The organism is Paenibacillus sp. MMO-177, from assembly GCF_037147795.1.
Taxonomy (GTDB): domain Bacteria; phylum Bacillota; class Bacilli; order Paenibacillales; family Paenibacillaceae; genus Pristimantibacillus.
Genome location: NZ_JBBCUR010000017.1, coordinates 37,521 through 57,658, shown reverse-complemented (window position 1 = coordinate 57,658; position 20,138 = coordinate 37,521). Strand labels below are relative to the sequence as shown.

Genomic DNA, 20,138 nt, shown 5'->3' with positions numbered 1-20,138 from the left:
GGGGCAAATATGAAGGAACAAAGTCAGCTAGAAATAATGAACCAGCTATTGCAATTAGTCGCACCAGGCACCCCGTTCCGTGATGGGCTTGATAATGTGCTTCGGGCCAAAACGGGTGCGCTGCTTGTTGTCGGGTATAGTCCCGAAGTGATGGAAGTCGTGGATGGAGGCTTCTCCATTAATTGCGATTTTTCCCCAAACTATTTGTATGAGCTCGCCAAGATGGACGGAGCAATCATCCTCAGCGAGGATATGAAGCGGATTCTGTATGCAAATACGCAGCTTATCCCGAATAACTCGATTTCTTCGATCGAGACCGGTATCCGGCACCGTACGGCGGAGCGGGTAGCGAAGCAGACCGGCAAGCTTGTCGTGTCGATCTCGCAGCGCCGGAATATCATTACGCTGTATCAAGGAAATTTGCGTTATTCGCTCAAAGAAATGGGCGTTATATTAACGAAGGCCAATCAGGCGATTCAAACGCTTGAGAAATATAAAGTCGTACTTAGCCAGTCGCTCACCAACCTGTCGGCTCTTGAATTCGAAGAGCTGGTCACGCTGCAGGAAGTGGCGCATGTCGTTCAACGCGTTGAGATGGTTCTGCGCGTCAAAATGGAAATCAAGCGTTACGTCACCGAGCTTGGCACCGAAGGCCGCCTTATCGCCATGCAGATGGAGGAGCTTGTTAACGGCGTTGACGAAGATGCCTGGTATCTTCTTAAGGATTATGCCAAGGATAATTCGGATGACAAAATCCGCGAAATCCGGGCTGCGCTCAAGAAGCTCAGCGCGGAAGATTTATTGGATGCGCCTCCGATTATCCGTCTTCTCGGCTACACGCATACCGCCGCCATGGTGGAGGAAGCGGTGTCGCCGCGAGGTTACAGGCTGCTCAATAAAATCCCACGCCTTCCGTTAATTATTATGAACAATCTGATTGATCGCTTCGGTCGCCTGCCTCATATTCTGATGGCAACGATTGATGAGCTTGACGAAGTGGACGGTATTGGAGAGGTTCGCGCGCGAGCCATCAAGGACGGCTTGAAACGGATCCAGGAGCAGATGTTCATTGACAGGCAAATTTAAATCTCATACAATGGATGGAATGTGTACCGTGTTCCAGTCATACATTAGTAAACGGTTTTAGGGCATAGTAGAGAAGAGGTGGAATAGATGATCACTAAGTCGATACCGAGCCTTCTCACGGTCGGCAACTTATTCTTAGGAATAGCCGCCATTATTCTCGTGTTTAACGAAAAGCCGGAGACAGCCGCGATGATGGTTATTATTGCGATGCTGCTTGATGGCGTGGACGGCCGTGTAGCACGTGCGCTGAACGTGCAAAGCGAGTTCGGCAAAGAGCTCGATTCGTTATCCGATGTGATCTCGTTCGGCGTGGCGCCGGCTTTTATTATGTATGTCGTTGCCTTTCAAGAGCTTAACCCGACCATTGCCTGGATTATTACCGCATTGTTCCCAATCTGCGGTGCTTTGAGGCTGGCTCGATTTAACGTAGTCGCCGGGAAACCGGGTTACTTTATCGGCCTTCCTATTCCTGCTGCAGGAGGCGTGTTGTCCACGCTTGCGCTGTTCCAGGGTGATATTGCTGTCTCGGTCTTGTTAGCAAGCACGCTGGTGCTGTCCTTGCTTATGGTGAGTACGATTAAATATCCGAACTTTAAAAAAATCGGCATTTCCAAGGGCGCGATCTGGGCGATTCCGTTTGTAGTCGCGCTGGCTGTTGTTCTGGGGATCTTATTCCCTAACCAGTTATCCAAAATTATCTTTGTACCGATGCTGTTATATGCGCTTTACGGTCTAAAAAAAAACGTTGACGGCCGCGTGAAGAAACGGGTCCGCAAACGTCGCAGCAAAGATGTGCAGGAAGAGAACGTACAATCGGAGACGCCTGCGTAAAAAAGCCCCACAAAGTGAAGCGAATGCTCCGGAGCGTACTCCGAGTACTTTGCGGGGGCCCCGGTGTGGAAACCGAAAATCTAAAAGCCATAAAAAAGAAGGAGCTGTTTCTTGCACTCGTTATAAACGAGGCAAGGAGCAGCTCCTTTTTCGCATTCTTTACGTTAAATTAAACAATCCCAGGGTAGAACATTTATCGTATTCCTTGGCGACAACTTCATCTAATTGAATGTCAAGCAGATTGCACATGGCTGTCATGTAGAACAGGTTGCGTCCGAGCTCGGATTTGAGCACATCGCGGCAGGATTCGCATACATGGCCTGAGATATGGCTTTGAAGCGTAGATTTGGCACTCTCGAGATTCGGTTCACTTGCATACTCTTGCTTGCGCGCATTGAGTTCAATACAACCACAGTCCGTTACGGCCTTCGTCACCGCGCGGTTAACGGATGCACCGGACTGACCAAACTTGGACATAACATCCAGCAGGCTTCGATGCCTAAGCAATAGTTCTGATACTTGCTGCTGGAATTGTTCCAGTGTAGGAGCACTCATCGATTCCACCTCTTTCATCAGCTTCATCTGCTATAACTGCTAATTCCATTATAAGCATACCCTGCCATCATTTCAAAATGAAAAATCATTCACGAACCTACGGTTTAGGCCGTCCATTATTGGAACATAATTGTAATGGAGGTGGTATTTATGATGAGACGAATTATTCAAATGGCCGGTTTATTATTTGGCGGACTGGCTGGGTTGCAAGTAGAAGGCAGAACGAATGGCATAGAAGGTTGGACGCAATCGTCGCTTGGTATTTGGCAAGGAACTAGCGTGTATTATTTCGCGATTGGGGCACTTTTTGGACTTCTTGTTGCGAGCATGGCTGCAGGGCGGATAATCAAGTTTATGCAGCGCGGTATTGAACAAACGGCCGAAATGCCGATAAAGGATTTACTGGCTGGCGGAGGAGGGCTTCTTGCGGGGCTGTTCTTGTCCGCGCTGTTGTACCCGGCGGTAGCGAAGCTTGGCGGACCGGGGCTTTTGCTACCGGCAGTGATGTCTCTCTTCTTCGGATACTTAGGTCTTCGAATCGGCCTTGGCAAGAAGGACGAGCTGGCGGCGGCGGCATCGGCGGTGCTGGAGCAGCGCAAGGCCGTTCCGGCGGTTGAAGAAGCGAGCGGTTTTGAAGAGCATAAAATTTTGGACACCAGCGTCATTATCGACGGCCGGATTGCGGATATCTGCAAGACCGGATTTATCGAAGGCACTCTCGTTATCCCGGAATTCGTGCTGGAGGAGCTGCAGCATATCGCGGACTCTTCGGATCTGCTGAAGCGTAACCGGGGACGCCGCGGGCTTGATATTTTGAACAAAATTCAAAAGGAATTGGACGTTCGGGTGCTTATTTACGAAGGAGACTTTGAAGAAATAAGCGAGGTCGACAGTAAATTGGTTAAGCTGGCCAAAGCTCTTAAAGGCAAGGTTGTTACGAATGATTTCAACTTGAACAAGGTATGCGAGCTTCAAGGGGTATCGGTACTGAACATTAATGATTTGGCTAACGCAGTGAAGCCCGTCGTCCTGCCCGGTGAAGAAATTATCGTACAAGTTATCAAGGACGGCAAAGAGCATGGACAAGGCGTTGCTTATCTGGACGACGGCACGATGATCGTTGTGGAGGGCGGACGCGATTATATCGGTACCACGATGGAGGTTCTCGTAACGAGCGTTCTGCAAACATCGGCAGGCCGAATGATATTCGCGAAGCCGAAGCTGTTGGAAAAAGCGCTGTAACCTTGTATAGTAGGGAGTAGTTGTTTATACGTACGAGGGAGATTAGGCGATGAATGCACATTGGGGAGCGGTTGTCGTTGCGGCCGGACGCGGCTCGCGCATGGGAACCAAAGAAAGCAAACAGTATTTGCCGCTGCTAGGAAAGCCTATTCTCGTGCATACGCTGGAAATGTTTCAGGCGATGGACGAGATTGCGGATATAGCGCTTGTGGTTGGCGCGGACGACGTGGAGCGTTGCTGCGGGCTTGTGCGGGAGTACAAGCTGGGCAAGGTGACGGCCGTTGTAGCCGGGGGAAGCGAGCGCCAGCATTCGGTCTTCGCGGGAATCAAGGCGTTGTCGCCGGCTGCCGAATGGGTGATGGTGCACGACGGCGTGCGGCCGCTCGTCACGCAGAAGGCGATACGCGCCTGCTGCGAGAAAGCGGAGCAGAGCGGCGCTGCCGTCTTGGCCGTACCGGTCAAGGATACAATCAAACAGGTAGACGACACGGGTCTGATCGTTTCAACGCCGGACCGCCGAAGCTTGTGGGCGATACAAACGCCACAAGCTTTTCGTCGTGATTTGCTGACCGCAGCGCATGAGCGCGCGGCGGAGGAGCATTTTCTCGGCACGGATGATGCCATGGTGGTGGAGCGGACAGGCGCGCCTGTCGTTATTGCGGAAGGCGATTACACGAATATCAAAATTACGACGCCGGATGATCTGCCTTGGGCGGAATTTTTGTTAGAGAAACAGAGGAGAGAGGAGAACAAACAATGATTCGAGTAGGACAAGGCTTTGACGTACATCAGCTGGTGGAGGGCCGTCCGTGTATTATCGGGGGCGTTACGATTCCTTATGAGAAGGGGCTGCTGGGCCATTCCGACGCGGATGTGCTGCTGCATGCGATCACGGACGCGATTCTTGGGGCGCTTGGACTTGGCGATATCGGCAAGCATTTCCCGGATACTTCCGAGGAATTCAAGGATGCCGACAGCCTGAAGCTGCTTGAGCATGTATGGGCGCTGGCGAAGGAGCGGGGCTACAAGCTTGGCAACTGCGATTCGACGATTATTGCCCAGCGTCCGAAGATGGCGCCTTACATTCCGCAAATGGCGGAAATTATCGCGCGTGCGCTGGAAGCGGACATCGAGCAGGTGAACGTGAAGGCGACGACGACCGAGCAGCTTGGTTTTACCGGCAGAGGCGAAGGAATTGCCTCCCAATCGGTTGTCTGCTTGATCCAGGATGTTATAATCAAGTAATGGTTTAGTTATACGAGAGGGGTTATTAGCGATGACACAAGAAGTGAGAGTCCGTTATGCACCGTCCCCGACGGGTCATTTACATATCGGTAATGCCAGAACGGCCTTATTTAATTATTTGTATGCGCGCAGCCAAGGCGGCAAATTTATTATCCGGATTGAAGATACGGACGTAAAACGCAACGTGGCGGGCGGGGAAGAAAGCCAGCTTAAATATTTGAAATGGCTCGGCATCGACTGGGATGAGAGCATAGATATCGGCGGAGGCTACGGCCCATACCGTCAGACCGAGCGCCTTGATATCTACAAGGAATATTGGCAGGATCTGATTGACCGCGGCCTCGCTTACCGCTGCTATTGCACGGAAGAAGAGCTTGAGCAGGAGCGGGAAGAGCAGATGAGCCGGGGCGAGACGCCGCGCTATTCCGGACGCCACCGCAATCTGACGGAGGAGCAGCGCCAGGCGTTTGAAGCGGAAGGCCGCGTAGCCAGCGTGCGTTTCCGCGTGCCGGAAGGCAAAACCTTTGCTTGGGACGATATGGTCAAAGGCTCCATCAGCTTCGATACGGCGGAAATGGGCGATTTCGTTATCGTGAAGAAGGACGGTATCCCGACCTACAACTTCGCCGTTGTCATTGATGATTACCTGATGAAGATCAGCCATGTGCTTCGCGGCGAGGATCATATTTCGAATACGCCGCGCCAGCTGATGATCTACGAAGCGCTTGGCTGGGAAGCTCCGAAGTTCGCCCATATGACGCTGATCGTGAACGAGAGCCGCAAGAAGCTCAGCAAACGCGACGAGTCGATCATCCAGTTCATCGAGCAATACGACGATCTTGGCTATCTGCCGGAAGCGCTGTTCAACTTTATCGCTTTGCTTGGCTGGTCGCCTGAAGGCGAGCAGGAGATTTTCTCGCATGACGAGCTGGTTAACGTATTTACGGCAGAACGTCTGAGCAAAAGCCCTGCCGTATTCGATACGCAAAAGCTCAGCTGGATGAACGGCGAATATATGAAAAAGATCGACCTGCAGCGTCTTGTCGACCTTTGCTTGCCGCATCTGCAAAAGGCTGGCCGCGTCGCCGAACAGCTGGATGCCGCCGGCCGCGAATGGGTTACGGCACTAGCAGCTCTCTACCAAGAGAAGCTTCGCGCAGCGTCGGACATCGTGGAGCTTACGGAGCTGTTCTTCCGCGATACGGTCGAGGATGAAGAGGAAGCTAAGGCTGTGCTTGCCGAAGAGCAGGTACCGGCTGTCCTGGCCGCATTCCTTGCGAAGATCGAAGACAACGAGGCTTCGGCCTTTACCGTTGACGGCATTAAAGACTGGATCAAAGCCGTTCAGAAGGAAACAGGCTTTAAAGGCAAGCAGCTGTTTATGCCAATCCGCGCTGCGCTTACGGGCCAGACGCATGGCTCCGACCTGAACCAGTCTATCGCCCTGCTTGGCCGCGATAAGGTGATTAACCGTCTTAAGAACCGTCTGGGCTAAGCATTGCCCATGGCGGACAAGGTTGACAAGCGGTGTTATAAATTCCTTGTCACCCTTACGGGGATTCGCTATACTGTTACTAATTACAATTCGATGATTTAAAAAGCCATGAACAGGATAAGTACGTTTTGCCGGATTTACAGAGAGGACAATCAGCATCTGCCTATTAGCCAAGCCAAGGATTGGCATGCAGGGATGCGGGCTGCAAGTTGTCTAGTTCGGGGGACGGAAAATTGCACCTGGGAGCTTTGTTCCGATCCGTAATCCTACCGCTTCGTATACCGGAGCCGGCGGCGCGGGGTAGGCAGCAACGTATCAGCCAACGTTACAGGCTTTAAGACGGACAGCCGGATTAGGCTGGGCTTAAGCTCGTTTCGAGCTGCGGTCCTTTAATCTGGTCGTTCAAGCAGAGTGGAACCGCGACGTTACACGCCCGCCTCTGCAGCATTTCAAATGCTGCGGGGGCTTTTTGTTTTTCACGCATTGATTAGCTTCACCTTGTTAGCTTTGTTTTTTGTTGCGGGGGGCCGCGGCACAGGGGAGAGGAGAGCACGCATGTTTCGCCATATTAGATCAGACATTAAGGCAGTATTTGAGAACGACCCGGCTGCCCGTAGCCGTTTTGAAGTTGTCTTTACGTATTCGGGTCTGCACGCGATATGGGCTCACCGGATTGCGAACAAATTTTTCCGCAGAGGGTGGTTTACGCTTGCGCGGATCATCTCGCAGTTCAGCCGTTTTATGACGGGCATCGAGATTCATCCGGGAGCCACGATCGGTGAGCGGTTGTTCATCGACCACGGAATGGGTATAGTGATTGGAGAAACATGCGAGATCGGCGATGATGTCGTTATTTATCAAGGCGTAACGCTGGGAGGAACCGGCAAGGAAAAAGGCAAACGCCATCCTACCATCGGCAACAATGTCGTCATCGGCTCAGGCGCGAAAGTATTAGGCTCGTTCCGTGTTGGCGATAATTCGAATATCGGATCGAATGCCGTTGTCCTGCGCGAGGTGCCCGACAACTGTACGGTCGTAGGCAATCCGGGCCGAGTCGTCAGACGCAATGGCGAACGGGTCGGAGACAGGCTTGACCATAAGCAGCTACCGGATCCCGTCATTGAGATGTTCCGCGAAATGCAAAAGGAAATAGATAGTTTAAAGGCCGAGGTCGAGAGGCTTCGCGAGCCTGTAGCTGGAGGAGAAACGAGATCATGAACGTTCAAATTTATAATACGCTGACCCGAGCAAAGGAAGCATTTGTCCCGCAGGAGCCGGGAAAAGTAAAAATGTACGTCTGCGGACCGACCGTTTATGACTATATTCATATCGGCAACGCTCGTCCGGTTATTTTCTTCGATGTCGTGCGCCGTTACTTGGAGTACGTGGGTTACGACGTAAACTACATCGTGAACTTCACGGACGTGGACGACAAGCTGATCAAGAAGGCGGAACAATCGGGACTGACGGTTCCGGAGGTGGCCGATAAGTTCATTAACGCGTTTAACGAGGATATTGCATCGCTTGGCGTGCATAAGGCTTCGATGAATCCGCGCGTTACCGAACATATCCCGTCGATCATTGCGTTTATTCAAGGCCTTGTCGACACAGGCTATGCATATGCAAGCGACGGCGACGTGTATTACCGTACCTCCAAGTTCGAAGATTACGGCAAGCTGTCGCATCAGAACCTGGAAGAGCTGCAGTTCGGCATCCGGATCGAGGTTGGCGAGCGCAAGGAAAATCCGCAGGACTTCGTGCTCTGGAAAGGCGCGAAGCCCGGCGAAATCAACTGGGAAAGCCCATGGGGACCTGGACGGCCGGGCTGGCATATCGAGTGCTCGGCGATGGCGCGCGAATATTTGGGCGATACGCTTGATATTCATGGCGGCGGCCATGACCTGCAGTTCCCGCATCATGAGTGCGAGGTTGCCCAATCCGAGGCATTAACCGGCAAGCAGCTTGCGAACTACTGGATGCATAACGGCTACATTCATATCAACAATGAGAAGATGTCCAAGTCGCTTGGCAACGGGATTACGGTTAACGAGCTGGTAAAGCGCGTGAAGCCGGCAGCTATCCGCTACTTTATTTTGTCGACGCATTACCGCAGCCCGCTTAACTTTACGGACGAGACCATCGCCCAGGCCGAGAACAGCGTGGAGCGGATCGCGAATTGCGCGGCTAACCTGAAGCATCGGCTTTCAACGTTTGGCGGTCAGTCAGAGGGTGAGGCTGCCGGCGAGCTTGGCGACAGAATCGCGCAGCTTAAAGCGCAATTCGAAGCGAAAATGGGCGACGACTTTAATACGCCGGATGCAATTACCGCCGTATTCGAGCTGGTCACGGAAGCGAACCAGTACATGAACCGCGCGGACGCTTCGCAGGAGGGAATTGCCGCATTGCTGGCAGCTCTTGAAGGAATGAACACGGTGCTGGGTCTGCTGCCTGAAGCTGGTGCCGATGCCGAGCTTCTCGATGACGAGATCGATGCGCTTATCGTTGAACGGACGGAAGCGCGCGCGGCGAAGAACTGGGCAAGAGCGGACGAAATCCGCAACCTGCTTACCGAAAAAGGCATTGCGTTAGAGGACACTCCGCAAGGGATTCGTTGGCGGCGCCTGTAGAACTCTGCCGCAAATCGATTGGAGGACGTGTCATATTGAACAGCAACAGCAATGAACGTGAACATGCAAGCTTAGAGGAAGCGGGACAAGGCAGTGGAGCGGGAGCGGGGCTTCTGTTCCACCGTCCGGCCAAGAAGACGCAGCTTATTAATCCGGTTGTGCTCGCTTATGTAGGAGACAGCGTATTTGAGCTGTTGGTCCGGCAGTACCTGGTATCGCTGCCCAATCATAAATCGCATCATCTTCACAAGGAAGCGACCAAGATCGTATCGGCGAAGGCGCAGCGCAAGCTGCTGGAGAAATGGCAGCCGATGCTGACGGAAGAGGAAGCGGATATCGTAAGGCGCGGCCGCAATACGAAATCCGGAGCGCCGCCTAAGAATGCGGATCCGGCCGATTACCGGCAGGCTACCGCGCTCGAATGCCTGGTCGGCTATTTGTACTATGAAGGACGGATTGACCGTCTGCATGAATTGTTTGCGGCAGCGGTTGCGCCGCAGTCGGAAGACCATCGGGAAGAGAAGGAGGGACAAGCGTGAGCGAACGTTACAACCAAGAAGAAATGATTGCCGGCAAGCATCCCGTTATGGAGGCGCTTCGTTCCGGACGCGATATCAATAAGATCTGGATCGCCGAAGGCGCGCAGAAGAGCTTGACTCAGCCGATCGTGGCGGAAGCCAAGCAGCATGGCGTCATCGTGCAGTTTGTGGACAAGCGGAAGCTGGATGCCATGGTAGAGGGCGTACAGCATCAAGGCGTTGTCGCGCAGGCGGCGGCTTTTGCTTACGCGGAGATTGAGGATCTGCTGGCGAGAGCCCGCGAGTTGAACGAAACGCCGTTCTTGCTAATTCTCGACGAGATCGAGGATCCGCATAACCTGGGTTCCATTCTTCGTACCGCGGAATGCACCGGCGTCCATGGCGTTATTATTCCGAAGCGACGTTCGGTTGGCCTGACAGCTACGGTGCTGAAGACATCCGCAGGCGCGGCCGAGCATGTGCCGGTAGCCAGGGTGACGAACCTTGCCCAGACGATCGACCGCTTGAAGGAAGAGGGCGTATGGGTAGCGGGTACGGACGTAAGCGCACCGCAGGATGTATACAAGACAAAGTTTGATCTGCCTCTTGCGATCGTAATCGGGAACGAAGGCAAAGGGATGGGCCGCTTAATCAAGGAAAAATGCGATTTTCTAGTCAAGCTGCCGATGCACGGCCGTCTTAATTCTTTGAACGCGTCCGTAGCGGCGGGCGTTCTGATGTACGAAGTGGTCAGGCAGCGCCGGAGTGTATAGCCGATGAACCGGCGCAATGATATTTTGCTGGTGGACGGCTATAATATGATCGGCGCCTGGCCTATGCTTGAGAAGCTGAAGGAGATCCATCTGGAGGAAGCGCGGGACAAGCTGCTTGATATGCTGGCCGATTACCAAGGCTTCTCGGGTATGACGGTGTATGTTATCTTTGATGCCCATCAGGTGCCCGGCCTTGGCGCGACTTACCGGCATCATAAGCTTACGATTGTCTACACGAAAGAGAAAGAAACGGCAGACGAGTGCATTGAGCGGCTGGTTACGGAATTGACGGCCAGACGCCGCAACGTATTTGTCGCCACCTCCGACCTTGTCGAACAGCATGTCGCTTTTGGCAAGGGAGCTCTCCGGCTGTCGGCCCGCGAGCTGCTTATCAATATTCAGCAGAATCGCAAACAAATCGAGCTGACTTTGCGGGAGGACATACCGGTCAAACGCAATACGCTCGACGGGAATCTGAGCCTTGATGTGCGCACAAAGCTGGAGCGTCTTCGGCGCGGCGGCAAATAGGCCCCTTTTTCATCCATAAACTTACAGAATTTCTATTAAAACGACTCTCCCAAAAAGGCAAATTGGTTGACGGTGTAAGATTACATAATGTATACTGGCTCTATATTTAGTGATGAGAACGGCAGTTTTATCGCTATTTCGTCTTGTTTAAATCGTTGTGGCAGGAAGCCATGGAGATAGGTTGCATATGAATCTAGCGGCGTACGCCTTGCAGGCCGGAGGGATAGTTCGTGAGCATCGACCTCAAAAAATGGAGTACGCTTGAGTATGACTGCAGTTCTGACGAGGATATCGTGGAAGCGGTTCGTAACGGCGACAGTCTGGCTCTTGAATATTTGATCAATAAATATAAGAACTTTGTCCGTGCCAAGGCGCGTTCTTACTTCTTAATCGGGGCTGATCGGGAAGATATCGTGCAAGAAGGCATGATTGGACTCTATAAATCTATCCGTGACTTTAAAGGGGACAAGCTTGCTAGCTTTAAAGCTTTTGCGGAGTTGTGCATTACGCGGCAGATTATTACGGCCATCAAGACGGCTACCCGGCAGAAGCATATTCCGCTTAACTCTTATGTTTCTTTGGACAAGCCTATTTATGACGAAGATTCTGACCGTACCCTCCTTGACGTTATTTGCGGCACCCGGGTATCCGATCCGGAGGAGCTTATTATCAACCAGGAGGAATTTGTTGGTCTTGAGGACAAGATGTCCGAGATTCTAAGCGATCTGGAACGAAAGGTGCTTATGCTGTACCTGGACGGCAGATCGTATCAGGAGATTGCCGTTGACCTCGACAGACACGTGAAGTCGATTGACAACGCGCTGCAGCGTGTTAAGCGCAAGCTCGAGCGTTACTTGGAAGTTCGTGACCTTAGCGGATAAGCTATTAATCGTTGTGCATGGTATAGAGTTGATATGAGCTGTTCTCTCGTTCGGTATCAGGCCGGAGGCGGAGGGCAGCTCATTTTAAGTTTTAAAAGCAGGGATTGTGACGATAATGGTAGAGACGAGCGTCCTGGTGTCGCCATATTTCCATAATATTCGCTATGGCCCAGTCTATGTTTCCATTGACATTGGAATAGGCCGTGTGATAAATTGTTTTAGGTAGGCCTTGATGTGAGGCTTTGTTTTGTATTGGGGCCGAAGTTGCAATGTCATATACATATGGCGTTGTGATCCGTTATTTAGCAGTTCGGGAGGTGTAATTCAATGCGGGTAATAATCACGTTGGCATGCACAAACTGCAAACAGAGAAACTATGCGAGCAGCAAGAACAAACGCAATCACCCCGACCGCATCGAGTTGAAGAAGTTTTGCAAGTTCTGTAACGAGCAGACTCCTCATCGCGAGACGAGATAGTCATTGGAGGTGTTGACGTGGCATTTTTGGCTAAACTGAAGCAAAGCTTCGGAACAACGTTTAGTTTCTTTGCCGACAGCTGGGCAGAACTTAAGAAAGTTCGCTGGCCAAACCGTAAAGAGTTGACAAGCTATTCGATCGTCGTACTTCTAACGATCGCGTTTGTTACGATTTACTTTTGGCTTCTTGACATCGGGATCTCGTCTCTAGTTAATCTGATTGTTTAAGAAGGGTCCAAAGGTGGATTGGAATGGAAAAAAGATGGTATGTCGTACACACTTACGCCGGTTATGAGAACAAAGTGAAAGCCAATTTGGAACGTCGCCTCGAATCGATGGGCATGGAAGACAAAATCTTTCGCGTTCTGGTTCCGATGGAAGAAGAAGTGGTAGAGAAGGACGGTAAGAAAAAGACCGTTCAACGTAAAGTCTACCCCGGCTACGTCCTAGTGGAGATGGTTCAAACTGACGATTCATGGTATGTTGTTCGCAATACGCCGGGCGTCACAGGATTTGTAGGGTCAACGGGTTCCGGTTCCAAGCCAATCGCGCTTATGCCGGACGAAGTAGAACAAATTCTGAAGCACATGGGCATGGAAGAGCCTAAGCCGAAGATTGAATTCGACCTGAAGGAAACCGTGCGCGTCAAAGTAGGTCCTTTCGCGGATTTCGTTGGTACGGTAGAAGAGATTCTGCTCGACAAATCCAAGCTTAAGGTACATGTCAACATGTTTGGCAGGGAGACCCCGCTTGAGCTGGACTACACTCAAGTGGAGAAGATATAATATTATCCGGTTTCCGTAGTTTGGGATTACTTGTGTAAGGAGGTGTAAGTCATGGCAAAAAAGGTTATCAAAATGGTCAAACTGCAAGTTCCTGCAGGTAAAGCTAATCCGGCTCCGCCGATTGGTCCGGCACTTGGTCAAGCAGGCGTTAACATTATGGCGTTCTGTAAAGAATTCAATGCTCGTACTGCAGATCAAGCGGGATTGATTATCCCGGTTGTTATCACAGTGTTTGAAGACCGTTCCTTCACTTTCGAAACTAAAACTCCGCCGGCAGCAGTATTGCTCCGCGTTGCAGCAGGTATCGAAAAAGGTTCCGGTGAACCAAACAAAAAGAAAGTTGCTACAGTTAAACGTTCGAAAGTTCGTGAAATCGCTGAGCAAAAAATGCCTGACCTGAATGCAGCTTCCGTTGAGGCAGCGATGCTTATGATTGAAGGTACTGCACGCAGCATGGGTGTTACTATCGTTGACTAATTGTGCGACTGGCCGCTTGCGGTCGGTTAGCACATGGGCAGCCGAACAGGCGCAGCCCGGCGAAGTGTTATGCTTCGTTCAAGTGGGAGGAGTCCCAAAAGGGGAATTTTCCGCTACAACCACAAAGGAGGAAAACTCAAATGGCTAAACACGGCAAAAAGTATGTAGAAGCTGCTAAGCTGATTGACAGCGAAGCTACTTACGAGTCTTTGGAAGCAATCGAGCTTGTGAAGAAAGCCGCTACAGCAAAATTCGACGAGTCCGTTGAAGTAGCTGTGCGTCTGGGCGTTGACCCTCGTAAACAAGACCAAGCGGTTCGTGGCGTTGTTGTGCTTCCGCATGGTACTGGTAAAACGAAACGTGTTCTGGTATTCGCAAAAGGCGATAAAGCAAAAGAAGCGGAAGCTGCTGGCGCTGATTTCGTAGGCGATTCCGACATGATCAACAAAATCCAACAAGGCTGGTTCGAATTCGACGTCTGCGTAGCAACGCCGGACATGATGGCTGAAGTTGGTAAACTGGGTCGTATCCTCGGCGGTAAAGGCCTTATGCCTAACCCTAAAGCGGGTACGGTAACATTCGACGTTACTAAAGCTGTTCAAGAAATTAAAGCTGGTAAAATCGAATACCGTCTTGATAAAGCAGGTCAAATCCATGCTCCAATCGGCAAGGTTTCCTTCGACGCAGAGAAACTTAACGAAAACCTTAAGTCTCTGATCGACGCTCTGAACCGTGCTAAACCGGCAGCAGCTAAAGGGGTTTACCTGAAAAACATCTCCGTTTCTTCGACAATGGGCCCTGGCGCTCGCGTCAACGTAGCGGCTTACCGCTAAGTTTAACGAGAACGGAATTAAATTCGAATACGCATACCGTAGACAGTAGGTGCCGCAAGGCTTAATTTCCTACCGAGGTGTTATGATAAATACAGCTTGCGCGTGATTAGCTTCACGGCAGCGATATATCATGGCCTTCGCAGTCGCTGTGGAGGCCTTTCTCATGCACCCTAGGCATTAGGAAGCTCGTCATATAACGGGATGTACAACTATTACAGGAGGTGTACAGTTTGGCAAACGTTAAAATCATCCAAGAGAAACAACAAGCGGTTGAAGAAATCACAGCGAAGCTTCGTGAGAGCTCCAGCACTGTTGTTGCTGACTATCGCGGATTGAACGTTGCGCAAGTAACTGAACTTCGTAAACAACTGCGCGAAGCAGGTGTTGAGTTCCAAGTTCTGAAAAACTCGCTCGTTCGCCGTGCGACTGAAGCTGCGGAATTGTCCGATCTGAACAGCATTCTGGTTGGTCCTACAGCCATTGCTTTCAGCGTGAACGATGCTGTAGCACCAGCGAAGATCCTCAACGATTTCGCTAAAAAGAACGACGCTCTGAAACTTAAAGGCGGCGTTGTTGAAGGTAAAGTAGTAGGTGCGCAAGAGATTAAAGCACTGGCGGAACTTCCGTCCCGCGAAGGCTTGCTCTCCATGCTCCTCAGCGTCCTGCAAGCTCCAATGCGCAACTTCGCGCTTGCGGTTAAAGCAGTCGGCGAGCAAAAAGAAGCACAAGCTTAAGTTAGACCGTCGTTTGTACGAACGAACCGCCGACCTTCCCCGGAAGGCGGCATAAAACCAAAAAAATCAACCATTTTCGGAGGTATAACCATGTCTAAAGAGCAAATCTTAGAAGCAATCAAAGTTATGACTGTTCTTGAACTGAACGATCTTGTTAAAGCAATCGAAGAAGAATTCGGCGTTACAGCTGCTGCACCAGTAGCAGTAGTAGCAGGCGGCGCAGCAGAAGTTGCTGAGCAATCCGAATTCGACGTTATCCTTAACAACGCTGGCGCTTCCAAAATCAACGTAATCAAAGTGGTTCGCGAAATCACTGGTCTGGGCCTGAAAGAAGCTAAAGACCTGGTTGACGGCGCTCCTAAACCAATCAAAGAAAAAGTTGGCAAAGAAGAAGCAGAAGCGGTTAAAGCTAAGCTTGAAGAAGCTGGCGCTGCTGTAGAAGTGAAGTAATTCGCTTCAAGCTATAATAACGGGCCCCTTGAAACGTCACGTTTCAAGGGGTTCGTTGCATGTTTGAGACATACAGAGCTAGAGGCAGGAGGCCTAAAAGAATGTCGGACCACTATTACTCCCAAACGCCGGGAGTGAAGCATGATAGACAAGTACATGAAGCAAAGCTTCGGGGATTCGCGCTGCGGTTTGTGACGGATGCTGGCGTATTCTCGAAATCAGGGGTCGATTATGGCAGCCGCGTGCTGCTGGATGCGCTCGTTCTTGCGCCATCTGCTAATGTGCTTGATGTCGGGTGCGGTTACGGGCCCATCGGATTAACTGCGGCGAAGCTTGCGCCGGAGGGGCATGTAACCATGATCGACATTAATGAACGTGCGGTTGAGCTGTCGAAAGAGAACGCGAGGCTGAACGGGATTGCCAATGTTACCGTTCTCCAGAGCGATATCTATGAATCAGTGAAGGACAGCCGTTATGACGTGATCTTGACCAATCCTCCTATCAGGGCAGGGAAGCAGGTTGTCCATCGTATATTTGAAGAGGGGTACAATCTATTAAACCCCGGCGGCAAGATGTGGGTTGTTATTCAGAAAAAGCAAGGCGCGCCATCGGCGGAAGCCAAGCTGGAAGCGCTGTTTGGCGATGTGGAAGAGGTAACGAAGGATAAAGGCTACCGGATATTTTTAGCAACAAAATCTATGGCTTGATTTTCTTGACTTGACTTTTCAGATATGGTAGTATTATAAAATGTCAGCATTAAATTGGGCTCAATCTCTTTAGCTAACTAAAATGTCAAGTGCGAATTTTGGCGCGGAATGCATATTTCTTGCACATTTGACGTATAATGTTTACATTTTGGGCAAAATTACTTGATATGGAACCATCGCGCCGCGCTGCGTTTGGTTGGCTGCCGGAACACGCTCTTTTTTCGAACTATTCGATAAGGGCTTTTCTTTATTTAAAGTAGTGACGCAGTAGATATCGATGCTGTGAGACAGACATGAGGGGTGAGGTTAAGTTGGCAGGACAACTTGTTCAGTATGGTCGGCGCACGCGGAGAAGTTACGCCCGGATCAACGAGGTGCTGGAAGTCCCGAACCTGATTGAAATCCAACAAAAATCGTACGAAAAATTCTTGGATAACGACTTGCTTGAGTTGTTCCAGGATATTTCGCCGATTCAGGACTTTACGGGCAATCTATCGCTTGAGTTTATCGACTATAGCTTGGGCGAACCGAAATATTCGGTCGATGAATCAAAGGAACGCGATGTGACGTACGCTGCTCCACTGCGCGTTAAGGTACGGCTCTTCAACAAAGAAACCGGCGAAGTGAAGGAACAAGAAGTGTTCATGGGCGACTTCCCGCTGATGACAGAGACCGGTACGTTCATTATTAACGGGGCGGAACGTGTTATTGTCAGCCAGTTGGTTCGATCCCCAAGTGTGTACTTCAGCACGAAGGTTGATAAGAACGGGAAGAAAACATACACGGCAACGGTAATTCCGAATCGCGGAGCTTGGCTCGAGCTTGAGACGGATGCTAAGGACATCATTTACGTTCGTATTGACCGGACCCGGAAAATACCGGTGACGGTGCTTTTGCGCGCTCTTGGCTTCGGAACCGACGCTGAGATCTTAGAATTGCTCGGCCATGACGAGTATATTCGCAACACGCTGGATAAAGACAACACAGATTCGACCGAGAAAGCGTTGATCGAGATTTACGAACGCCTTCGTCCGGGCGAGCCGCCTACTTTGGATAATGCGAAGAGCTTGCTCGTAGCTCGTTTCTTCGATCCAAAGCGTTACGATTTGGCTAACGTTGGCCGTTACAAAATAAACAAAAAGCTTCACATTAAGAACCGTCTGTTTAATCAGCGTCTTGCTGAGACTCTGGTTGATCCAGGAACAGGCGAAATCATTGCGGAAGCAGGTCAAGTGATTGACCGCCGCCTGCTTGACGAGATCCTCGACAAGCTGGAGAAAAACGTAGGTTTCAAAACGTATCATGTGGCAAACGGTGTACTTGACGCAGATAGCATTCCGCTTCAAGCGATCAACGTATTCTCGCCGCTGGACGATGCGAAGGTTATTAAGGTCATTTCGAATGGCGTTATTGATAAATCCGTTAAGCATATTACGCCGGCGGACATCATTTCGTCCATTAACTATTTCATTAACCTCCTTCACGGAGTAGGCAATACGGACGATATCGACCATCTCGGTAACCGTCGTCTGCGTTCGGTAGGCGAATTGCTTCAGAACCAATTCCGTATCGGTCTTTCCCGGATGGAACGCGTTGTTCGCGAAAGAATGTCGATTCAAGATGCTAACGCAATTACGCCGCAAGCCTTGATTAACATTCGACCTGTAATCGCATCGATTAAAGAGTTCTTCGGTTCCTCGCAGCTGTCGCAGTTCATGGACCAAACGAACCCGTTGGCAGAATTGACGCACAAACGTCGTTTGTCTGCTCTCGGTCCGGGCGGTTTGACGCGTGAGCGCGCAGGCTTCGAAGTACGGGACGTCCATCACTCCCACTACGGGCGTATGTGTCCAATCGAAACGCCAGAGGGTCCGAACATCGGTCTGATCAACTCCTTGTCGACGTTTGCCCGCATTAACGAGTATGGCTTCATCGAAGCGCCTTATCGTTGGGTAGATCCGAAGACGGGCATCGTTACCGAGCAAATCTCGTATTTGACGGCTGACGAAGAAGATAACTACGTTGTCGCGCAAGCGAACGCGAAGTTGACCGAAGAAGGCAAATTTGTCGATGACAGTGTCATCGTACGTTACAATAAGCAAGCAGATAACATCTTGACCATGCCAAGCGAACGCGTTGACTACATGGACGTATCGCCTAAGCAGGTTGTATCGGTTGCGACAGCGCTCATTCCGTTCTTGGAAAATGACGACTCCAACCGTGCGCTCATGGGATCCAACATGCAGCGGCAGGCCGTTCCACTCCTTATTCCTAAAGCGCCACTCGTTGGTACGGGTATGGAGCATAAGTCGGCGAAAGACTCCGGTGTATGTATTGTATCCAAGTATGACGGTGTTATTGAACGAGTATCGGCAAATGAAATTTGGCTGCGCCGCACAGAGATGCTGGACGGCAAGCAAGTGGTTGGCGATCTCGTGAAACATAAGCTGCATAAGTTTATGCGTTCCAACCAAGGAACATGTATTAACCAACGTCCGCTTGTACGCAAAGGCGAAGTGATCAAGAAAGGCGATATTCTCGCCGACGGTCCTTCCACGGAGCAAGGCGAATTGGCGCTGGGCCGCAACGTTGTCGTTGCGTTCATGACTTGGGAAGGTTACAACTACGAGGATGCGATTCTTCTTAGCGAGAAGCTTGTGAAAGAGGATGTTTACACTTCCATTCACATTGAAGAATACGAATCCGAAGCACGCGATACGAAACTTGGACCGGAAGAAATTACGCGCGACATTCCGAATGTCGGCGAAGAAGCGCTGAAAAACCTCGACGAACGCGGCATTATCCGCGTTGGTGCCGAGATTGGCGCCGGCGATATCCTCGTTGGTAAAGTAACTCCTAAAGGCGTTACGGAACTGACGGCGGAAGAACGCCTTCTTCACGCGATCTTTGGTGAGAAAGCTCGTGAAGTGCGCGATACATCGCTTCGCGTACCGCATGGTACCGACGGTATCGTCGTAGACGTTAAAGTATTTACCCGCGAGAACGGCGATGAACTGCCGCCAGGCGTAAATCAGCTGGTTCGCGTATATATTGCTCAAAAACGTAAAATCTCCGAGGGCGACAAAATGGCAGGACGCCACGGTAATAAAGGGGTTATCGCCCGCATTATGCCGGAGGAAGATATGCCGTTCTTGCCAGACGGCACACCGGTTGAAGTCGTGTTGAACCCACTGGGCGTACCATCGCGGATGAACATCGGTCAGGTGCTCGAAGTCCATCTGGGTATGGCTTGTAAACGTCTTGGTCTTCATGCTGCAACGCCGGTATTCGACGGCGCGCGCGAGTATGACGTATTCGATACGATGGAAGAAGCCGGCATGCAGCGTAACGGTAAAACGATTCTGTACGATGGACGTACAGGCGAATCGTTTGAACGCGAAGTTACGGTTGGCGTCATGTACATGATCAAACTGGCGCACATGGTCGACGATAAAATCCATGCCCGCTCGACGGGTCCTTACTCTCTCGTTACGCAGCAGCCACTGGGCGGTAAAGCTCAATTCGGCGGCCAGCGCTTCGGTGAGATGGAGGTTTGGGCACTCGAGGCCTACGGCGCAGCCTACACGCTTCAAGAGATTCTTACGGTCAAATCCGACGACGTGGTCGGCCGGGTGAAGACATACGAATCGATCGTGAAGGGCGAGAACGTTCCGGAGCCAGGCGTTCCAGAATCGTTCAAAGTATTGATCAAAGAGCTTCAGTCCCTTGGTATGGACGTTAAGATCCTCACCGAGAATGAAGAAGAGATCGAAATGAAAGAAATCGATGACGAAGATGACGGAACAAGCGATAAGCTTAACCTCAACTTAGAAGGCGCCGAAGCAGGCGCTGAATAAGCTTTGAATAAAAGGCTGCTCGTCCTTCTTAACCGGAG

The 20,138-nt window shown here is 51.0% G+C and carries 22 protein-coding genes and 1 other annotated feature; of the genes, 21 read left to right on the top strand and 1 reads right to left on the bottom strand.

Annotated features, from left to right (window positions below; genetic code table 11):
- Window positions 1-9 precede the first annotated feature (9 nt).
- Window positions 10-1,086 (top strand): DNA integrity scanning diadenylate cyclase DisA, encoded by a 1,077-nt coding sequence (gene disA, locus WFK81_RS29390; RefSeq protein ID WP_336790818.1) that lies wholly within the window; start codon window positions 10-12, stop codon window positions 1,084-1,086.
- 87 nt (window positions 1,087-1,173) lie between these two features.
- On the top strand, window positions 1,174-1,917 hold the full coding sequence (gene pssA / locus WFK81_RS29385) for a CDP-diacylglycerol--serine O-phosphatidyltransferase (RefSeq protein WP_336790816.1): 744 nt from the start codon (window positions 1,174-1,176) through the stop codon (window positions 1,915-1,917).
- A gap of 159 nt (window positions 1,918-2,076) precedes the next feature.
- On the opposite strand, the gene WFK81_RS29380 is transcribed toward pssA, so the two are convergent.
- Entirely contained in the window at window positions 2,077-2,472 is a 396-nt protein-coding gene (locus WFK81_RS29380; RefSeq protein WP_336790834.1) for a DUF1573 domain-containing protein, read from the bottom strand.
- Window positions 2,473-2,622: 150 nt separating this feature from the next.
- Between WFK81_RS29380 and WFK81_RS29375 the strand changes: the two genes are divergently transcribed.
- From WFK81_RS29375 to rpoB, 19 genes are all read left to right on the top strand, one after another.
- A complete protein-coding gene (locus WFK81_RS29375; protein ID WP_336790814.1) occupies window positions 2,623-3,714 on the top strand; it encodes a PIN/TRAM domain-containing protein in 1,092 nt (363 codons plus the stop codon).
- 49 nt (window positions 3,715-3,763) lie between these two features.
- Window positions 3,764-4,474: a 2-C-methyl-D-erythritol 4-phosphate cytidylyltransferase gene (gene ispD, locus WFK81_RS29370; protein ID WP_336790812.1), complete on the top strand. Its 711-nt coding sequence runs from the start codon at window positions 3,764-3,766 to the stop codon at window positions 4,472-4,474.
- Window positions 4,471-4,959, top strand: coding sequence for a 2-C-methyl-D-erythritol 2,4-cyclodiphosphate synthase (gene ispF / locus WFK81_RS29365; RefSeq protein WP_015847249.1), 489 nt, complete (start codon window positions 4,471-4,473; stop codon window positions 4,957-4,959). The genes ispD and ispF overlap by 4 nt, the downstream gene beginning before the upstream one ends.
- A 31-nt stretch (window positions 4,960-4,990) precedes the next feature.
- Window positions 4,991-6,454, top strand: coding sequence for a glutamate--tRNA ligase (gene gltX / locus WFK81_RS29360; RefSeq protein WP_336790810.1), 1,464 nt, complete (start codon window positions 4,991-4,993; stop codon window positions 6,452-6,454).
- 555 nt (window positions 6,455-7,009) lie between these two features.
- A complete protein-coding gene (gene cysE / locus WFK81_RS29355) occupies window positions 7,010-7,672 on the top strand; it encodes a serine O-acetyltransferase (RefSeq protein WP_336790808.1) in 663 nt (220 codons plus the stop codon).
- Window positions 7,669-9,081 (top strand): cysteine--tRNA ligase, encoded by a 1,413-nt coding sequence (gene cysS / locus WFK81_RS29350; RefSeq protein ID WP_336790806.1) that lies wholly within the window; start codon window positions 7,669-7,671, stop codon window positions 9,079-9,081. Before cysE ends, cysS begins: the two co-directional genes overlap by 4 nt.
- Before the next feature lie 35 nt (window positions 9,082-9,116).
- Window positions 9,117-9,620, top strand: a complete 504-nt coding sequence (locus WFK81_RS29345; RefSeq protein ID WP_442956107.1) for a Mini-ribonuclease 3 — start codon at window positions 9,117-9,119, stop codon at window positions 9,618-9,620.
- A gap of 23 nt (window positions 9,621-9,643) precedes the next feature.
- Window positions 9,644-10,372 carry a 23S rRNA (guanosine(2251)-2'-O)-methyltransferase RlmB gene (rlmB, locus tag WFK81_RS29340; protein WP_336790831.1) on the top strand — a complete coding sequence of 243 codons (729 nt, stop codon included), beginning with the start codon at window positions 9,644-9,646 and terminating at the stop codon, window positions 10,370-10,372.
- A 3-nt stretch (window positions 10,373-10,375) separates the two neighbouring features.
- A complete protein-coding gene (locus WFK81_RS29335; RefSeq protein ID WP_336790804.1) occupies window positions 10,376-10,900 on the top strand; it encodes an NYN domain-containing protein in 525 nt (174 codons plus the stop codon).
- A 230-nt stretch (window positions 10,901-11,130) separates the two neighbouring features.
- Window positions 11,131-11,781 carry an RNA polymerase sporulation sigma factor SigH gene (sigH, locus tag WFK81_RS29330; RefSeq protein WP_015847243.1) on the top strand — a complete coding sequence of 217 codons (651 nt, stop codon included), beginning with the start codon at window positions 11,131-11,133 and terminating at the stop codon, window positions 11,779-11,781.
- A gap of 327 nt (window positions 11,782-12,108) precedes the next feature.
- Window positions 12,109-12,258 (top strand): 50S ribosomal protein L33, encoded by a 150-nt coding sequence (gene rpmG, locus WFK81_RS29325; RefSeq protein WP_015847242.1) that lies wholly within the window; start codon window positions 12,109-12,111, stop codon window positions 12,256-12,258.
- 17 nt (window positions 12,259-12,275) lie between these two features.
- The gene (secE, locus tag WFK81_RS29320) at window positions 12,276-12,485 is read left to right on the top strand and encodes a preprotein translocase subunit SecE (protein ID WP_015847241.1); all 210 of its coding nucleotides are present in this window, start codon (window positions 12,276-12,278) and stop codon (window positions 12,483-12,485) included.
- A gap of 23 nt (window positions 12,486-12,508) precedes the next feature.
- Complete coding sequence (nusG, locus tag WFK81_RS29315) at window positions 12,509-13,042, top strand: transcription termination/antitermination protein NusG (RefSeq protein ID WP_015847240.1); 534 nt, start codon at window positions 12,509-12,511, stop codon at window positions 13,040-13,042.
- A 51-nt stretch (window positions 13,043-13,093) separates the two neighbouring features.
- Window positions 13,094-13,519, top strand: a complete 426-nt coding sequence (rplK, locus tag WFK81_RS29310; protein WP_015847239.1) for a 50S ribosomal protein L11 — start codon at window positions 13,094-13,096, stop codon at window positions 13,517-13,519.
- Window positions 13,520-13,659: 140 nt separating this feature from the next.
- Window positions 13,660-14,352 carry a 50S ribosomal protein L1 gene (gene rplA, locus WFK81_RS29305; RefSeq protein WP_127497471.1) on the top strand — a complete coding sequence of 231 codons (693 nt, stop codon included), beginning with the start codon at window positions 13,660-13,662 and terminating at the stop codon, window positions 14,350-14,352.
- Window positions 14,353-14,370: 18 nt separating this feature from the next.
- Window positions 14,371-14,523, top strand: a sequence feature (ribosomal protein L10 leader region).
- Between the two features lie 59 nt (window positions 14,524-14,582).
- The gene (gene rplJ / locus WFK81_RS29300; RefSeq protein ID WP_015847237.1) at window positions 14,583-15,086 is read left to right on the top strand and encodes a 50S ribosomal protein L10; all 504 of its coding nucleotides are present in this window, start codon (window positions 14,583-14,585) and stop codon (window positions 15,084-15,086) included.
- 90 nt (window positions 15,087-15,176) lie between these two features.
- On the top strand, window positions 15,177-15,536 hold the full coding sequence (gene rplL / locus WFK81_RS29295; RefSeq protein WP_336790801.1) for a 50S ribosomal protein L7/L12: 360 nt from the start codon (window positions 15,177-15,179) through the stop codon (window positions 15,534-15,536).
- A gap of 101 nt (window positions 15,537-15,637) precedes the next feature.
- The gene (locus WFK81_RS29290) at window positions 15,638-16,243 is read left to right on the top strand and encodes a class I SAM-dependent methyltransferase (RefSeq protein WP_336790799.1); all 606 of its coding nucleotides are present in this window, start codon (window positions 15,638-15,640) and stop codon (window positions 16,241-16,243) included.
- 293 nt (window positions 16,244-16,536) lie between these two features.
- A complete protein-coding gene (gene rpoB / locus WFK81_RS29285; RefSeq protein WP_336790798.1) occupies window positions 16,537-20,100 on the top strand; it encodes a DNA-directed RNA polymerase subunit beta in 3,564 nt (1,187 codons plus the stop codon).
- The last annotated feature ends 38 nt before the right edge of the window (window positions 20,101-20,138 follow it).

What these genes read in the sequence shown, in the direction of transcription:
- disA (WP_336790818.1), top strand. Translation starts at nt 10, where the DNA reads ATGAAGGAACAAAGTCAGCTAGAAATAATGAACCAGCTATTGCAATTA.
- pssA (WP_336790816.1), top strand. Translation starts at nt 1,174, where the DNA reads ATGATCACTAAGTCGATACCGAGCCTTCTCACGGTCGGCAACTTATTC.
- WFK81_RS29380 (WP_336790834.1), bottom strand. Translation starts at nt 2,472, where the DNA reads ATGAGTGCTCCTACACTGGAACAATTCCAGCAGCAAGTATCAGAACTA.
- WFK81_RS29375 (WP_336790814.1), top strand. Translation starts at nt 2,623, where the DNA reads ATGATGAGACGAATTATTCAAATGGCCGGTTTATTATTTGGCGGACTG.
- ispD (WP_336790812.1), top strand. Translation starts at nt 3,764, where the DNA reads ATGAATGCACATTGGGGAGCGGTTGTCGTTGCGGCCGGACGCGGCTCG.
- ispF (WP_015847249.1), top strand. Translation starts at nt 4,471, where the DNA reads ATGATTCGAGTAGGACAAGGCTTTGACGTACATCAGCTGGTGGAGGGC.
- gltX (WP_336790810.1), top strand. Translation starts at nt 4,991, where the DNA reads ATGACACAAGAAGTGAGAGTCCGTTATGCACCGTCCCCGACGGGTCAT.
- cysE (WP_336790808.1), top strand. Translation starts at nt 7,010, where the DNA reads ATGTTTCGCCATATTAGATCAGACATTAAGGCAGTATTTGAGAACGAC.
- cysS (WP_336790806.1), top strand. Translation starts at nt 7,669, where the DNA reads ATGAACGTTCAAATTTATAATACGCTGACCCGAGCAAAGGAAGCATTT.
- rlmB (WP_336790831.1), top strand. Translation starts at nt 9,644, where the DNA reads ATGATTGCCGGCAAGCATCCCGTTATGGAGGCGCTTCGTTCCGGACGC.
- WFK81_RS29335 (WP_336790804.1), top strand. Translation starts at nt 10,376, where the DNA reads ATGAACCGGCGCAATGATATTTTGCTGGTGGACGGCTATAATATGATC.
- rpmG (WP_015847242.1), top strand. Translation starts at nt 12,109, where the DNA reads ATGCGGGTAATAATCACGTTGGCATGCACAAACTGCAAACAGAGAAAC.
- nusG (WP_015847240.1), top strand. Translation starts at nt 12,509, where the DNA reads ATGGAAAAAAGATGGTATGTCGTACACACTTACGCCGGTTATGAGAAC.
- rplK (WP_015847239.1), top strand. Translation starts at nt 13,094, where the DNA reads ATGGCAAAAAAGGTTATCAAAATGGTCAAACTGCAAGTTCCTGCAGGT.
- rplA (WP_127497471.1), top strand. Translation starts at nt 13,660, where the DNA reads ATGGCTAAACACGGCAAAAAGTATGTAGAAGCTGCTAAGCTGATTGAC.
- rplL (WP_336790801.1), top strand. Translation starts at nt 15,177, where the DNA reads ATGTCTAAAGAGCAAATCTTAGAAGCAATCAAAGTTATGACTGTTCTT.
- WFK81_RS29290 (WP_336790799.1), top strand. Translation starts at nt 15,638, where the DNA reads ATGTCGGACCACTATTACTCCCAAACGCCGGGAGTGAAGCATGATAGA.
- rpoB (WP_336790798.1), top strand. Translation starts at nt 16,537, where the DNA reads ATGAGGGGTGAGGTTAAGTTGGCAGGACAACTTGTTCAGTATGGTCGG.